12 protein-coding genes and 2 pseudogenes are annotated in these 15,757 nt (G+C 64.8%); 10 read left to right on the top strand and 4 right to left on the bottom strand.

Translation table 11 applies throughout. The features are described from left to right. Positions 1-345 precede the first annotated feature (345 nt). Together B4U45_RS04260 and B4U45_RS04255 are read left to right on the top strand one after the other, a co-directional pair. On the top strand, positions 346-636 hold the full coding sequence (locus B4U45_RS04260; protein ID WP_131808246.1) for a hypothetical protein: 291 nt from the start codon (positions 346-348) through the stop codon (positions 634-636). Positions 637-1,120: 484 nt separating this feature from the next. Next, on the top strand, positions 1,121-1,915 hold the full coding sequence (locus tag B4U45_RS04255; RefSeq protein WP_075545429.1) for a PE family protein: 795 nt from the start codon (positions 1,121-1,123) through the stop codon (positions 1,913-1,915). Positions 1,916-1,982: 67 nt separating this feature from the next. Here the strand turns inward: B4U45_RS04255 and B4U45_RS04250 are convergent, their stop codons facing one another. Further along, positions 1,983-2,579, bottom strand: a complete 597-nt coding sequence (locus B4U45_RS04250) for a hypothetical protein (protein ID WP_075545430.1) — start codon at positions 2,577-2,579, stop codon at positions 1,983-1,985. 58 nt (positions 2,580-2,637) lie between these two features. Next, positions 2,638-2,889, bottom strand: a complete 252-nt coding sequence (locus B4U45_RS04245; protein WP_075545431.1) for a hypothetical protein — start codon at positions 2,887-2,889, stop codon at positions 2,638-2,640. 473 nt (positions 2,890-3,362) lie between these two features. Here B4U45_RS04245 and B4U45_RS04240 point away from each other — a divergent pair. The 3 genes and pseudogenes from B4U45_RS04240 to B4U45_RS04230 all read left to right on the top strand — a co-directional run. Continuing rightward, positions 3,363-3,591, top strand: a pseudogene (locus B4U45_RS04240) (PPE domain-containing protein); the annotation flags it as partial. Positions 3,592-4,723: 1,132 nt separating this feature from the next. Next, complete coding sequence (locus B4U45_RS04235) at positions 4,724-5,344, top strand: MerR family transcriptional regulator (protein ID WP_075545433.1); 621 nt, start codon at positions 4,724-4,726, stop codon at positions 5,342-5,344. Further along, a complete protein-coding gene (locus tag B4U45_RS04230) occupies positions 5,341-8,196 on the top strand; it encodes a DUF4349 domain-containing protein (protein ID WP_075545434.1) in 2,856 nt (951 codons plus the stop codon). Before B4U45_RS04235 ends, B4U45_RS04230 begins: the two co-directional genes overlap by 4 nt. A gap of 6 nt (positions 8,197-8,202) precedes the next feature. On the opposite strand, the gene B4U45_RS04225 is transcribed toward B4U45_RS04230, so the two are convergent. Continuing rightward, positions 8,203-8,907 carry a DUF4190 domain-containing protein gene (locus tag B4U45_RS04225; RefSeq protein ID WP_082275219.1) on the bottom strand — a complete coding sequence of 235 codons (705 nt, stop codon included), beginning with the start codon at positions 8,905-8,907 and terminating at the stop codon, positions 8,203-8,205. Between the two features lie 172 nt (positions 8,908-9,079). Between B4U45_RS04225 and B4U45_RS04220 the strand changes: the two genes are divergently transcribed. Next, positions 9,080-10,012 carry an SAM-dependent methyltransferase gene (locus B4U45_RS04220; RefSeq protein WP_083155027.1) on the top strand — a complete coding sequence of 311 codons (933 nt, stop codon included), beginning with the start codon at positions 9,080-9,082 and terminating at the stop codon, positions 10,010-10,012. Continuing rightward, a pseudogene (locus B4U45_RS28895) lies at positions 10,009-10,368 on the top strand (hypothetical protein); the annotation flags it as partial. The gene B4U45_RS04220 and the pseudogene B4U45_RS28895, both read left to right, overlap by 4 nt. A 145-nt stretch (positions 10,369-10,513) precedes the next feature. On the opposite strand, the gene B4U45_RS04215 reads toward B4U45_RS28895, so the two are convergent. After that, entirely contained in the window at positions 10,514-12,904 is a 2,391-nt protein-coding gene (locus B4U45_RS04215; RefSeq protein ID WP_158006295.1) for an ATP-binding protein, read from the bottom strand. A 156-nt stretch (positions 12,905-13,060) separates the two neighbouring features. Here B4U45_RS04215 and B4U45_RS04210 point away from each other — a divergent pair, with 156 nt between their 5' ends. Genes B4U45_RS04210 through B4U45_RS04200 form a run of 3 tightly spaced genes read left to right on the top strand, consistent with a single transcriptional unit; the run spans position 13,061 to position 15,639 of the window. Further along, a complete protein-coding gene (locus B4U45_RS04210; protein WP_075545437.1) occupies positions 13,061-14,074 on the top strand; it encodes a TIGR03617 family F420-dependent LLM class oxidoreductase in 1,014 nt (337 codons plus the stop codon). Positions 14,075-14,126: 52 nt separating this feature from the next. Next, positions 14,127-14,831: a TetR/AcrR family transcriptional regulator gene (locus B4U45_RS04205; protein ID WP_075545438.1), complete on the top strand. Its 705-nt coding sequence runs from the start codon at positions 14,127-14,129 to the stop codon at positions 14,829-14,831. Next, positions 14,824-15,639, top strand: coding sequence for a methyltransferase domain-containing protein (locus tag B4U45_RS04200; protein ID WP_082275221.1), 816 nt, complete (start codon positions 14,824-14,826; stop codon positions 15,637-15,639). The genes B4U45_RS04205 and B4U45_RS04200 overlap by 8 nt, the downstream gene beginning before the upstream one ends. Positions 15,640-15,757 lie beyond the last annotated feature (118 nt).

The following is a 15,757-nucleotide window of genomic DNA, read 5'->3' as shown; positions in this document are numbered from 1 at the left end:
AGGCCGAGCCTGACTTGTATTGCACCGCAACTAAACCGACAGAACAGCTAAGCCCGCGATGCGACCTTCTGCTCAAGTTGCTCGAACAGTTCCGGGCGGTCGGGGAGATGGCCTGCGATCCCATCGCCGCGCCCGATTTGGTCAGCGCTGTAGCACCAAACGCTCCGTGCGCCGAAACGCCAGGGCATACGTCGCCGAGGCCGGGAACGTTGTCTGGCGATGGGGATGCCTGGCGGAATGCTTCTACCGTCGCGGCGATTAATTCCGACGAAGTTGACTGGCGGAGCATAATTGAAAACATTGAAGCTAACCTTCGGTCCAATGTGATATCCGGGAGACAACCCGATGAGCAACCAACAAGAGCCCTGGAAATACTTCGGTCGCGATGCGATGACTGGGAGAGTAATCGAGATATTTCGCTGCCCGGACAATGGCAAACGGCTATATCAGCAAAGATTGGAAGATGTGCACTTGCTCCTCAAGGACGGCACGTGGCGTAAGAATATGAAAATTGCTCTACTTGATGATTTGGTAGAAGGACGGTTCGATGAACGGGGTGATGAAATATCGGAGCGGGATGCCATGAACTATTACAGTTCATGGCAGCAGAGCGGACAATGGCCCGGTCGAGATTAGTGGCTCTTCCGGAACTGGAAGGCCGGTGATTACGCCAATCGCAGATTAGTTAGTTCGGATCGTGGTGAGCTAACGCTGGCTCGAGTTTCGCCGAGAACAGGGTTCGCCGGCTCGACGTTCCCCCATAATAACGACAGCTTTACGTACCGGGCTGGGCATCCGTCCATATTAAACAAGCATCCCCCAAGCGTCTGCAAGTTCGGTGCTTTACTTACTACGTCCACTGCTCGGGTCTGCGCTTGAGAAGCAGGTTTCGTATCGGTGGGACTTCATGGCTGCCGAACGAGTAACGGCCACACCTAGGCGGTAGCTGCTCATTCACAGGGCCCAAGCGCCGGGCATCCACACGACCACGATCCTTGGCTAACCGGCGCGGGCAAAGTATGCGAAATCCGTCGTCCAATCGAGGATCGGTCATAAGCTTGGTTCCTGCGGATTTTCGGGCGATCTGCTTCATCAGCGTATCTTCTGGAAGGGTGAGCCCATGTCGTTGAGCGTCGTACCTGACATCGTGTCTTCGGCCAGCGGGAGTTTAGACAGATTGGGCCTTGAACTGCGCAAAGCGACCGCGACCGCCGCAAGCCGAACCATCGCTATCGCGGCGCCAGCCCTTGATGAGGTGTCTGAGGCGATCACCGCGCTGTTTGGCATGCAGGCTCAAGAGTTTCAAACAGTGAGCGCCATGGCGGCGGCCTTTCACGACAACTTCGTTAGCCTGTTGAACGGCGGGGTCGCACAGTATGTGAGCGCTGAAGCGGCGAATGTCGAGCAGACATTGGCGAAAGCGGTGAACGCGTCCGCACAAGCTCTGCTGGGTCATCCCCCGCTCGGAATCGGAGAGCGGACGATGGCTGCGGCTGCCAACCCGGCTGAAACGATCTCGCAAAGCTTTCCTATCGGTCCCTTCGAGGCATTTTTTGGGGGGACGGCTATTCCGACTCCGACCGGTGGACTAGTAGTAAACAATGATGTCGGAATCAGGCTGAACACCCCGTTAGGGTCTCTGGTGTTGTTCTCGGAAGGTGGCGGCGTAACCACATATCCCGAAACCTTCTCCTACCTAGCTACGGGGCACTTCCAGGTGCCCTTCGTTTACTATCAAAACGCCGCGCTGTATACACTGCCCTCGTTTGCGCCCAGATGGGTGGGTTTTACCATTAACGGTGTAGAGCTAGGATTGCCGTTGAACCCGCCCGCGCTTCCTACTGTCAGCATTTCGTGGCTAGGCACCCCGTTCTACGGCATTCTTCCAAGAATAGGCTATTCGCCCGTCGTCTGATTACAGCCGCCGCTGACCGGATACGCCGGCAACTGTGAGGTGAGTAGTTACAGCGCCTGATTCGTCGCTATAGGCCCCCACGTTGCTGGCCTTGTGCGACGGCACATGTACGACAGAGGGCGACGCGCGCGCCGCGGGTCACAATGATGGTCGCCATGACCTTCTCGACCCCGATCTCCGCGAGGGCTCGCAGATTGTCGATTTCGGCATCCCGGCCGCGGCGGACTCCTGAGTTCAGTAGCCGCCTGTGATCAGCGAGCGAAGTCTCGGCGGTCGGCGGTTCCGCTATGGCGGCCCAGTCGCGCGGCGAAGTACTTCCGGTAGCGCTCGTACACTCGGCGTGCCACGTTTCCAGCCGTGACGCCGGCGAGCCGAGTTGTTCGAATCTCGCGATCGCAATCTGCAGGTCTGCCTCGTCGAATAGCTCGCAGTGGCTGGGCAGGTCGGCATCGACCGCCAAGATGTCAACGCCCCGCCACTCGGCGTCGAAGCCCTCGCGCGAAATGCCGTGTGCCGCGTGGGTTACCACCGCTCCGAGGTCGTTCAGACGATGCACGACCTCGACATAGGTTCGGATCTCTTGGTCGAGTTCCCATCCGGCACGGACATATGTGACCAGTTCACCGGGCGGGTACGCAGCGACCCGGCGATGGTTAATGCTCACAAAATCAGTTGTGGTCGTTGGTAGTTCGTTCCGATTAGGCGCGGCGGAGCGCCCCTGATCACCGACCGCGTGTGAGTTTCGCGGCCGCCTCGCCGGCGCGGTAGCGAGTTTCGAGTTCTTCGATGGCAACGTCGAAGTCATCGAGGTCGAACGCGACGTGGGCTGCCAACCGGCCGTCGGCGTCGATCTCAACGACGCTTTTCTCTGCGCCGATCTCCGCGGTGGCTTGACCGTTGGCGATTTGGACATCCCGGCCACGTCGCATGCCGGCGCTCAGCAGGGGCCGACGATCGATCGTGTCGATCGCCATCGCGACCCACGGCGAGCGCCTCGCGCTGTGTCGTAGGTCTATCGTCGGGCGAGGCCAGCAACCCGGAGCGTTCCGATACGGAGTTCTCACACACCGCAACCTTTCGGCGGCAGCTGGCGGACAGGGCTGCGGTCGGTATGCCGCTAGCAAAGCACCCGACGTAGACGGCGCACCGCCTGGCAACAACCAGACCCGGATTTGGTGAAAATCCAGTTTATCGCCGCCACCAGTAGTAGAGTTCAGCGCTTCAGTACGTGCGCCAGTTCGTCGGCAGAGGTGCGACGCGGTGTGGATCAGGCGATCCAGCAAAGTGATCGCGGTCGGCCGCGCGGGGATGCGGCGGACGGATGTGGGTGCGTCGTGGCGCGCGCACGTCGAGCCGCTTCGAGTGGCGAGGTTGGTCGCCGATCAGCGTGACCGCCGCCGCACTGGCCGTTAGGCAGGGCAGATCCAGCTAGGAAGGGATGTGTGTCATGGAATTCGTTGTGCTGCCGCCGGAGGTCAATTCGGCGCGGATGTATGCCGGTGCGGGTTCGGAGCCGATGTTGGCCGCCGCGGCCGCTTGGGACGGGCTGGCCGGCGAGCTGGACTCAGCGGCGGCTTGGTTTTCCTCGGTGACAACGGGTTTGGCAGGTTCGTCCTGGCAGGGTTCCGGCGTCGGTAGCGATGGCTGCCACGGCCGCCCCGTATGCACAGTGGCTGCATATCTCGCTGCCGCGGGCCTGTATGACGCCGGCACCGCCGTAAATCTCGTCGGTAGTAACGCTGTCTTCCCGCTGACCTTGCTCGGTGCTGACCTACAGGCGCTCGGCACGGCTCTCGCCCCGTGAACTCCACGCTGATCGAGGATTGACTTCCGAAATATGTTGATGGCGTGGAAGGCTTGTGACGCAGTAGGGCTGCGGGGAGAGGCAGCGGCGTCACACCATCGCCGCACTGCACCTCGGCCGCTAGCCGGTTGGCCTCGTACTGGATGGCCAGGGCCGTCGGGCATGCTGCGAAAAGCGTAGTCTTCCAAGGAAACTGGGGTACCGAGAGGGCCATCACGCCGTCGCCGTGGTATTCGACGGTCCAGCTGTAACGCGGCATCACTGTCGCCGACCGCTACCAGCACGTCATGATCGCGTAACCGCTGCGGAGGCGATGCCCATGGATCGCACAACGTCGGCCGCACGCCCAGCCCGCCGTCACGACACCCGGTCACCAGCATGTTGACCGGCAAAATGAATGGGCAGGAAATTGGGATCGGTAGTCCTCGACACGGTCTGTACTTGATCGCACTGGCGACCCCCGCGGGGGTCCGTACGAGAGGAACCGACCATGAGTCGACTTAGGTGGCTCCCTATATCCGTGCTGGCGTCTGGCGTTCTGGGTGCGGCCGGCCTCGGGCTTGGCGCTGGTATCGCCCACGCTGGCGGCCCCTACCAGTGGTGCCCGGGGGATGACATGGGGGGCTATGGCGGTGGTTTCAATACGCCGGCGGACGGACGCCCGAATTGGGATTGGAACGTTTGCCACGCCTACCACTACGTCAATTACGGGCAGGGCAACGTGTCACCCACGGTTTGGGAAGGAAATGATCCACCGCCTCCGTACCCGTGGCAGCCGCCCAATGTGTGCTGGTCCCTGTTCATTCCGCACCCGTGCTGATGTGTGCCCACGGAGAGCATCTTTGCGAGGCGCCAATCGTGCATCGCTCGTCATTAAAAGTGTTGGACGACAATGGCATTGGCCACAGACGGGTCTCTAATCCAATCATTTGGCGCGGTACGAGCGAAAGCTCGACGCGACCCAAACATTGACAGTGTAATAGTAACAGTGTCAGTATTGACACATGCCCGAGCGGGCGTCGTGGACGCTGGACGAGCTGGTGCGACGGGTCGCCGTCAGCCTGGCCGATCCCGCGTACCCGGGAGCGCCCAACGGACGGGTCCGGGAACTGCCCGACCGCCGAGCCGTGCGGTGGTACACGACCGCCGGGCTCGTCGACCCGCCGGCCAAGCAGGGACGCACCGCGGTCTACGGCCCACGGCACCTGCTGCAGATAGTCGCCGTCAAACGCCTTCAGGCGCAGGGTCGTTCGCTTGCCGAGATCCAGGCCGAACTGGCCGGAGCGACCGACGCAACACTGCGCAAGGTTGCCGCCGTCCCCGACGCTGTCATGGCGCAGCCGGAGCCGCCGTCCCCGGAGCTATCGGCACCCGGCCGTCGAAACCGCTTCTGGGCCGCCCAACCAGCCGCCCAACCAGCGGTCGAACCAGCGGCTAGGGGCACTGACACTGTCACCACATTGGCCGCCGTCCACCTGCCCGGCGGGGCACTGTTGGTGCTGCCGGCCGCACCCGACGAAGACGACATCGACGCGATCCATGCCGCCGCTCGGCCACTGCTCGAACTACTGGCCGACCGCGGCTTGCTGTCCGGCCCGCCCCTCGATGAACGGAGCCCATCATGACCGTCCGCATCACGTCGATGACCGACGCGGACCACCACGCCGGGCTGGGAACCCTGCGCGCCGACCGTGGCACCCTGCCGCTCGATCGCGTCGACATTCGGGTGGATATCACCGGGCTCACCAGTCAGGTCGAGTTGACCCAGGACTTCGTCAACGCCTTCGACGTGCCGCTGGAAGCCACCTACGTGTTCCCGCTGCCGGATCGAGCGGCGGTCACCCGAATGCGGATGAGCGTCGAGGGGCGGGTGGTCGAGGCGAAGCTGCTGGAGCGGGAAGCTGCCCGCCGGGCCTACGATGACACCGTCGCATCGGATCGGCGCGCGGCCGTCATCGAGGAGGAGCGGCCCGACGTCTTCACCATGAGGGTGGGCAACATCTTGCCGGCCGAACGGGTCAGCGTGGCGCTCACGCTGGTCAACCCGCTGGCTTACGAGGACGGCGAGGCTACGTTTCGGTTCCCACTGCTGGTCGCGCCGCGCTACATTCCCGGCGGTCCCCTGGCGGACGGCCCGGTCGGCGACGGCTACGCCGACGACACCGACGCCGTCCCCGACGCCTCGCGCATCACCCCGCCGGTGCTGCTGCCCGGCTTCCCGTACCCCGTTCTCCCGACCATCGACGTCGGTATTGACCCTGCCGGGCTCACGCTGTCGGAGGTTCGGTCGAGCCTGCCCGCGGTATCGACAGACGACGGCCGGATAAGGCTGCGGCCCGGCGAGCGGGCCAATAAGGATTTCGTGGTGCGGCTGCGCTACGGCGCCGAAGGTCTCACCGATTCGCTCATGCTGGTACCCGATGTCGACGGTGACGAGGGCACCTATCAACTCACGGTGCTGCCGCCGGCATCAGGGGCGCCGCCGCGTCCGCGGGACGTGGTGCTACTGCTGGACCGCTCCCGCAGCATGGCCGGATGGAAAATCGTTGCCGCGCGCCGGGCTTCGGCACGCATCGTCGACACGCTCAGCACAGGTGACCGGTTCGCAGTACTGACTTTTAGCGACCGCGTCGAGTGCCCTGCAGGTCTGGCCGACGGGCTGGTCGAGGCCAGCGATCGGCACCGGTACCGGGCCGTCGAGCACCTCGCCCGCGTCGACGCGCGCGGCGACACCGAGCTGCTCGCGCCCCTGCGGCAGGCTCTTGCCTTATTGCGTGGCTCGCGGGGACGTGACGCGGTGCTCGTCCTGGTCACCGACGGGCAGGTCGGCAACGAAGATCAGCTGCTTCGCGAGCTATCGGAGGAGCTGCGCCCCGTACGGGTGCATACCGTCGGCTTGGACCAGGCCGTCAACGCCGGTTTCCTTTACCGCCTGGCCAAGGTCGGCGGGGGGCATTGCGAGCTGGTGGAAAGCGAGGACCGCCTCGACGAGGCCATGCACGCCGTGCAACGTCGCATCGGCGCGCCAGCTGCTCACTCCCTGGCACTGCACGCCGAGGGGCTGAACATCATCGCGGACACCACGAGCCCGGTTCGGCTACCCGACCTGTTTCCGGGAGTGCCGCTGGCGGTCACCGGGCGGTATCGGGGAATCGCGACCGGAACACTCACCCTGCGAGGCACCACCGGCGATGGTGGGGACTGGTCGGCGACCGTCGCCGGACAGCGCCGCGAGGCCCAGGCCGTCACCGCCCAGTGGGCGCGGGCCCACCTACGAGACCTCGAGGACCGCTACGCCGCGGCCGCCGGCGGTCTCCGGGAAGACCTGGAGAAGCGGATCGTCGCCACGTCGTTGCGGTTCAACGTGCTGTCCAGGTTCACTGGGTACGTCGCCCTCGACAGCCGCGACAACCGGGTGGTCACCGAGGGGGAAGTGCAGCACCGCGTGATCCAACCCGTCGAGACGCCGGCCGGATGGGACCGGTGGCCCCGTATCCGCGGGGCAGAGCCGGCGGCCAAGGCGCCGTCCGCCACCGCGTCGGCCGCAGCCGCGCGAATGGTCAAGCTGCGCAACGCAATCGCGGTGGCCATCGTCGGTGTCGTGCTGGTCGGTGTTGGCTGGGCGTGGTCGCTCAACCGCGACGGTTCCGCCCGCGACTCGGGAGTGGCCGGCAAACCCTCGGAAATAGCGGATGCCACCGTTCCCGGGACCAAGGGCGGCATTACCGAGAACACCGTGGCCGCCCCACAGGCACCAGCACCGCCTCCGGACAGCACCTATAAGCGCGACATCGTCACCACTGGTTCGCTGCAGATGGTCGTCGCGGATCCCTCCCAGCTGGCCGACCGCCTGGTCTCCGCGGTCACCGATGCCGGCGGGCGGGTGGACTCGCGTTCGGAGCGGTCCGGCACCTCTTCGCGGTCCGGGTCGCCGGTGGTCAATCTCGTGGTCCGCATTCCCGCGGACAAGCTCGACGCGGTGTTGGCCGACGTCAAGAAACTCGGGTCCGTCACGTCGATGTCGATCAACCACGCCGACGTCACGTCGCAGCGCGTCGACCTCGATGCCCGGATCGAGGCATTACAGACCTCGGTCAATCGGCTGCTGGAGCTGATGCGCCGCGCGGACAACACCGCTGACCTGCTGGCCGCGGAGTCGTCGCTGACCCAACGACAGGCTGAGTTGGACTCGCTGCGGGCCCAGCGCGCCACACTTGGCGACCAGATTTCCTACGCGACGATCAACGTCAACATCTCCGCCGAACCGGCCGTGGCCCGGGTTGGTTTCCTCGGTGCGCTCGACCGCGGCTGGCACTCGGTGCTCTCGGCTGCCTACGGCATAATGCTGACGGCCGGGTTGCTGCTGCCGTGGTTGCCGGTGCTGGTCGTGCTGGTGTTGGCGATCGTCTTGGTGTTGCGCAGTAGGCCGTTCCCGTGGGTACCCAGCGCGCCCAGCGGCCAGACAACTAACTCGTGACCACCCTCAGCCCTTGATCGACCCGGTCCGTTTCACCTTGGTGGTGGCGATGCACACCACGTCGCGGTCACCCTGATTCCAGGTCGCCTGGGTGGGATACAGCACGTAACTTTCGAAGTCCTCGCTGTCTGCAGCATTGGGCGCATAAGCGGCGAACGCCGACAGGCACCTCTCCCGATAGTCGCTCTCCAGGCTGGACTGGCCGGGGAAACTACGTGCAGTCACCCGCAATTGCGCATACACCTCGCCCTCGTGTGGTTTGGCGCACGACACCTTCGGCAGCGTGGCGACCCGCGCATTGTCACCCGGGATCGACTCGATGCAATCCCCGACGGCGAGGCTGGTTGCGCGCACCGAGCCGTCGTTGGATACGACGGCAGCGATGATCACGACCCCGATGAGTAACGTCCACAGCGCGGACAGCACCAGACCGGCGATTGCCATGCCGCGCCCCCCCTGACCGCGAGTCTTGATCTGTTTGAGCGCGATGATGCCGAAGATGACACTCAGCAGGACACCGCCGAGGACCCCGAAGATCAGCGAAGCGATCGCAAAGCCGTTGGTGCCTCGCGGCGGCGGAGGCGGCGCATAGGGCTGGCCGTACTGACTGGGCTGCGGCGGGTAGCCGCCGGAGTAGCCGGGTTGTTGTGGGTAAGGGCCCGGCCCGGGTGGCTGCGCAGGCGGCGGGTAGGGCGGCGGCTGAAACGTCATGAGGGAACCGTAATACCAGCTGCGCCGCCAAAGAGGGGCGTCGACAATATCGGCACCATCGGGCAGCCGATCGGGTTTCGCCGCTGTCGCCGACCGCCGCGCGCTGGGGGTGCAGCCGCGCTTCGTTATACTATCTAAGTATCAGCTGGTCCGAGAACAAGAGAGCAGGCAGATGCCACGCACAGACAACGACACCTGGGACCTGGCAACCAGCGTGGGAGCGACGGCCACGATGGTGGCGGCAGCCCGGGCAATAGCCACCAAGGCCCCGCACCCCTTGATCGATGACCGGTTTGCCGAACCGCTGGTCCGTGCCGTCGGCGTGGACTTCTTCACCCGGTGGGCCACCGGTGACCTGGTCGCCGCCGACGTCGATGACGACGAGTCTGCTTGGAAGCTCGAGCACATGCCCGATGCGATGGCGGCGCGGACTCGCTTCTTCGACTCGTTCTTCCACGACGCGACGCAGGCCGGGATCCGCCAGGCCGTGATCCTGGCATCCGGTTTGGACGCGCGCGCCTACCGGTTGGCATGGCCGGCCGATATGACGGTGTTCGAGATCGACCAGCCGCAGGTGATCGGGTTCAAGACCGCCACCCTGGCCGGGCTGGGAGCCGCCCCGACGGCAGATTTGCGCACGGTGGCCGTCGATCTACGCCACGATTGGCCGAAAGCCTTGCTGCACACGGGTTTTGACAGAAGTCGGCCGACCGCGTGGATCGCCGAGGGGCTCTTCGGTTACCTGCCGCCGGCTGCTCAGGATCGCCTGCTGGACAACATCACTGCGCTCAGCGCCGACGGCAGCCGGCTGGGCTGCGAGGCCGTTCCGGACATGTCACAGCTCGACCTCGACAAGGCTCGGGAGATGATGCGCCGGGCCACCGCCAAATGGCGCCAACACGGCTTCGACCTGGAATTCGCCGATCTGGGCTACGAGGGTGAACGCAACGATGTCGGCGCCTATCTGAACCAGCTGGGCTGGTGCTCAGCTGCTACCCGGATGAGTCAACTGCTGGCCGACAACGGCCTTGCGGCGATCCCCCACACCAACGACTCGGTGTCGGTGGCCGACACCATTTACTACACCTCCGTACTCAGCGCATGACGCAAGCGCGTCGTCGCGGGCTCAATGGCGTCGTCACCCGGATGTGGAGCCTGCTGGCCCCGGCCTACGAACCTGCCGGTGTTGCAGCAATGGGTGTACCGTCTTACCGTCCGCCGCACGACGAGGTGATTGCGCAACTACGCTCCCACGGATCCCGAAACATCGCTGATATCGCCTGTGGCACAGGAATTCTCAGTGACCGGATCCAGCGTGAACCGCTGCTACAGGCACCCTCGGCCGGCAGATGGAAGCCGCAGCACAATGCCTCGCCGGCGGAGATGCGGGCACTGTTCGACGCCGCCCGGTTCACATGCGACATGAGCCAGTTTTCGTGTGCCCCGGTCCCTACCCGGCTTTGGCCGCGTAGTTCTGGTCCACGCTGTTGGGGCAAAACCGTATCCTTATCCGTGACTGATATCCCGGTATTCCGCCAACAACTTGGTGAGCCGATGCCCGGGACGACGGCCGCAACGGCGTCAGCACCGGCAAATGCTGGTCTGGTCAGTCGTCCGCTGGCCGGGTGACAGCCATCGGCACCGTCCAGGTCCACGCCGTCTCGCCGGTGTCCGGCGTGGTCATCTCCAGTCGTGTGCCGCGCGCGGCAAGCTGCTGGGGGAGTAGGGCCGTTAGGTCGGTGGCCGCCGTCGGACTTGGGGCTGTTCTGGATTTTTCGATCACGGTGACCACCAGGTCGGTCTCATAGGTGGCCTGCAAGACGATCTCGTCGGCGATGGCATGCCGCAGAATCGCCGTGACCAGCTGCTGGACCGCGTCGTAGAGCGCGCTCGTGATGGCTCTGTCGATGGTGTCCAGCGCGCCGGTGAAGAAAACCTGGAATCTGGCGTCCAGAGCTTCGGCCACTTCGCCGAGTAGATCCGACATGCGTAGCCGAAAATTGGTCTCGTCGCCGGTCGGTATGTCGAGTTGGTTGATGGTGTTGCGGACGTCGTTGATGACGGCGTCGAGTTCGCTGACCGACTCGCCGATGCGTTCGGCGACGGCCGGCACTCGCGCCAGCGGCAAGACTGCGCTGAGTTGCAGGCTGATGAGAAACAACCGCTGAGTCACCGAGCGATGCAGTTCCAGCGCGATGCGTTCGCGCTCGGCCGCCACTCGTAAGGTCCGTGTGTGTGCTTCGGCGAGGCGCAGATTCACCAGGTTGTCCACCCGCGCTCGCAGCTCGCCCAGCTGGAATGGCTTGGACAGGTAGTCGTTCGCGCCGGCTTGGAGCAATGCCAGCCTGGATTGGTCGTCGGCGCGGGCGGTGAGGATCAGCACCGGCGTGTTGGCCAGCACCGGGTCGGCGCGGACCTGGTGCAGCAGTTCGTCTCCGCTGAGCTGTGGCATCATGATGTCGCACACGATCAGGTCCGGGCGGTGTGCGCGCGCCAGCTCTAATCCGGACCGCCCGTCGAACGCCGCTTTGACCCGATAGTGCGGCGATAATGCCTGGCACACAAAGGCATTGAGGTCGACGTTGTCTTCGATGACCACGATGACAGGTTTGGAGTCTGCGGTATCGGGCTCACCATGGGCTGACGTCGTCGAGATCGCGGTGATTTCGGCGATCGCGCCGGCGGGATCCGGGCTGGAGCGCTCGTCGCCGCGGGGACTGGCCGGTTGTACCGGCAGACCCGCGGGCGCGAGTCGCGGAAGATCGACGATTACCAGCGCGCCACCCTCGCGGGCTTCGCTGATCGTGACACTGCCCCGGTGCAATCCCACCAGGTCGCGGACAATGCTCAGTCCTAACCCGGTGCCACCGACCGCCCGCGTGGGACCGCCCTCGACCTGGTGGAACCTTTCGAAGACCGCCTCCCGCTGCTCGTGTGGAATTCCCGGGCCGCTGTCGGCGACCTCGATGATGACTCGATGGTCGGGATCCGTCGAGACCGAACACCGCACGGTGCCACTGGGCCGGGTGAATTTAAAAGCATTGGACAACAAATTCACCAGTATCTGGTGCAAGTGCTCGGGGTCGAGTTCCGCCGTAACGGGCTGGTCTGCATTGACGCTGAATTCGATGTCACGGTCTACGGCAAGCGATTCGAACAGGGAGGCACCCAGTCGCACATGCTCGGCGACGTCCACGTGCGCGTAATTGGGTTGGACGGCACCGGCTTCCAGCCGCGCAGCGTCCAGCAGGTTGTTGACGTGCCGTTGCAGCAACCGGGCATTGCGGACGATCAGCTCGAGATCGGCACGTGAGGGCTCCTGTGGTTCGGCCGATTCCAGCAGCCTGCGGGCGGGCTCCAGGATCAGCATCAGCGGAGTCCGCAGTTCGTGGCTGACGTTGGCGAAGAACTGGCTCTTCAGGTCATCGAGTTCCTTGGCCCGTGCGTAGAGATCGGCCAGTTCGGCGTTGGCCTCCTTGAGCTTTCGACTTGTCTCGGCCACCTCGTAGGCGCGCGCGAAGACCTCCTGCTCCATCTGGTGGGTGGTGGCGCGCAGCGCGGCCGTCTCCTGCTGCTGCGCCGCGTCGGATGCTTGCAGGCGGACGAACTCGGTGACGTCCTCCACGCGGTGAATGACGTAGCGCAACTCACCGGCCGAGTCCAGCACCGGTGAGTTGGTGGGGCTCCAGAAGCGTTCCTCGAAGTCCCCGTCCGGGCGCCGAATGTCGTAACGCTGCACCGGCATCGCGTCGGGGACGCGATCGCGTACGACCCGGTCCAGCGACACCCGCAGGTTGCGGACTCCTTCGGCATTGGGGTCATCGGGGTTGTCCGGAAAGGTCTCGAAGATGACGTGCCCCAGAATCCGCGTTCGCTCGGTCATCGTCGCCTGCAGGTAAGCGTCGGTGACGGCAACGATCCTCAAGTCAGGGTCCAGTACCAAGAACAGGCCCGGAGCCGACTCGAACAACCGCCGGAAGTCGACAGCCTCAGTCAAACGTGCACCTACGTTCTCGCATCGCGCTAACGCTACTATCGCGCCACGGCGCCAATCGGCCAAACCGAAACGTCGATCCCGCCGCGGCCCGTCGATCGGCAGCGGCTGATGATCCGTCTGCAGCCGTACCGCAGAGCGTGCACGTAGGCTCCCGCCATGCACATCGACGCGATGACGTTTCCCGAGCCATTAGGCGAGGTGGGCGAAGTGGCCCGGCAGGCCCAGGCGGCCGGATTCTCCGGCCTGGTGTTCACCGAGGCGGGCCGCACCGCCTATCTCAGTGCCGCCGTGGCCTCGCAGGCGGCTCCCGGCCTCGACTTGTCCACCGGCGTCGCGGTGGCCTTCCCGCGGAGCCCCTTCGTCACTGCGGCCACCGCGTGGGAGCTTCAGGACGCAACCGGCGGCAAGTTCCGGCTCGGCCTGGGCACCCAGGTGCGCCGTCACGTCGTGCACCGCTACGGGACGGCGTTCGACCGGCCTGGGCCGCGGTTGCGCGACTACGTGCTGGCCGTCAAGGCGTGTTTCGCCGCTTTCCGCACCGGGAGGCTCGATCACCACGGCGAGTTCTATGACCTCGACTTCATCACGCCGCAGTGGAGCCCGGGCCCCATCGACGCCCCCGATCCCCAAATCGATATCTCGGCGGTGAATCCGTGGATGCTGCGGATGGCGGGGGAAGTGGCCGACGGCGTACACGTCCATCCGATTGGCGAGCCTGGCTACATCGCCCGCCACGTTGTGCCCAACGTGTCCCAAGGCGCGGCAAGAGCGGGTCGCGCACCGTCCGACGTCGCGTTGATCGTGCCCGTGCTGACGATTGTCGGCGACAGCGACGAAGAGCGTGATAAGGAACGAGAAGCCGTGCGAGCCAGCATCGCCTTCTACGCCAGCACACCCAACTATGCGTTCATCTTCGACGAAGCGGGATTCGAGGGCACGACCGCCCGGATCCGGGAGAAACAGAAGGCCGGTGACTTCGCCGGTATGGCCGGCCAGATCACCGATGAGCACATTGCGGTCTTCGCCACGGAGTCGACCTGGGACGGGTTGGCGGACGCGCTGGCCGACAAGTACGCCGCGGTCACCGACCGCCTCGTCTTCTACAACGCCCGAGGCGATCGGGAGCGCTTCGAGCGATACGGCGAGGTCGCCCGTCGGATGCAGGGATGATTCGACGTCGAGCGCTGTTGACTGACTAAGTCAGTCAATTTACACTCGGACCATGGTGCGCGCCCGGCCGGCCGACCGGTTCTCACGGCTGATCTCAGCGGCGGCTGACACATTCGTCGCCAATGGCTACCGGAGCACCCAGATGCAAGACGTAGCCGACGTTGTGGGAGTGGCGAAAGGGACGTTATACGGCTATGTGGAAGGAAAAGCCGCGCTGCTTGGCGCGGTGCTGCGCTATGCAGATGGCATCGAGCCGGCGCCCAGCGAAGGCGACTTTCCGATCCACACGCCGGGTGATGGCGCGCTGGCGGGGCTGGTAGCAACACGACTAGGCCGGGAAGTCGCCGAACTGCGGCTGGTGCAGGCCCTGTCTAGCGAGCAGCCGACCTGCCCCGTCGAGCAAGAAGTCGCCGAGATAATCGGCGACCTCTACCGGCGCCTTGCTCGCCACCGGATCAGCGTCAAGGTCGTGGATCGATGTGCCCCGGAACTGCCGGAACTCGCCGCGGTCTGGTTTGTCCAGGGCCGCAAAGGACAGGTCAGCGCGCTGACCGAACTTCTCCGGCGTCGTGCGCTGCACCTGCCTGGGCCAGTGGACGTTGTCGCTCGCACCATCGTGGAGACCTGCGTGCTGTGGGCGGTACACATGCCGTGGGACCCGGCGCCGGCGGGTGTGCAGTGGCCCGACGACGACATCATTGCGGGCACGTTGGCTGGGCTTTTGACTCGAGGCTTGCTGGGGCGTCCCGATGCGTAGCGTCCCACTGCTCGCTCCGTTGGCCGCTCATTTGGTGCCGACCGCTGTCATCGGATACGGGTTCGTGTTGCCCGCCGCGGGGATCGCAGCGTTTGGTGCTGTCGGCGTCGGGTTCGGCATGTCCCTGGTTGGTACTGTTCTCGCCTATTTCGCGGGAGTGCGCATGGCTCACAACACCACTCATTCCGCCAGCTGGATCGCCGGTGTGTTATCGCGGCAAGCCGCCGCACCCCATGGCGTGCTTGGGCGTCTACTGGGCCGCATCTGGGTCAGTGAGACCAAAGCGGTCAACGCCGCCGCTATCGACCTGCTCGCGCCGCAAGTTCACGAGCACGTCCTAGAGATTGGGTTCGGACCAGGGCGCACTGTTCAGTTGCTTTCGCAACGGGCCGCCAAGGTCATCGGTATCGAAGTCTCGGGGACCATGCTCACCGCCGCTCGTCGCCGCAACGCCCAGGCGATCCAGGAAGGCCGCGTCGAGCTGGTGCGGGGAAACGGGATCACGCTGCCGCTACCGACTAGCTGTGTTGACGCCGTTGTTGGTGTACACACGGTGTACTTCTGGTCCCAGCCGGACACGACACTCGCCGAGATCGCTCGAGTTCTGCGCCCCCGCGGGCGCGTGGTGCTCGCCTTCCGCGACGGCGACTCGGCCGCGCCCCGTCGGTTCGACTTGGGCGTCTATCGCCTGTACCGAGCCAACGACCTTGCCCGGATGCTGAGACAGGTCGGCTTTACTGACATCGAAACCCGGCAGCTCACAGGCGAATCCGGTCATGTCAGCTGCGTGAGGGCGAGGTCATACTGATCGGCCGGCCCGGCCCTAATCAGCGACATGACAAGGTTCAGGCGGCCTGTGATCAGGCAAGTTTCTCACCGAATCGCGATGCCATCGACACCCGGTAGTAAACCGGGTGTGCGACTGC

Source organism: Mycobacterium persicum, from assembly GCF_002086915.1.
GTDB classification, from domain to species: domain Bacteria; phylum Actinomycetota; class Actinomycetes; order Mycobacteriales; family Mycobacteriaceae; genus Mycobacterium; species Mycobacterium persicum.
The sequence above is the reverse complement of the archived record's forward strand: the minus strand, read 5'-3'. Positions and strand labels throughout refer to the sequence as shown.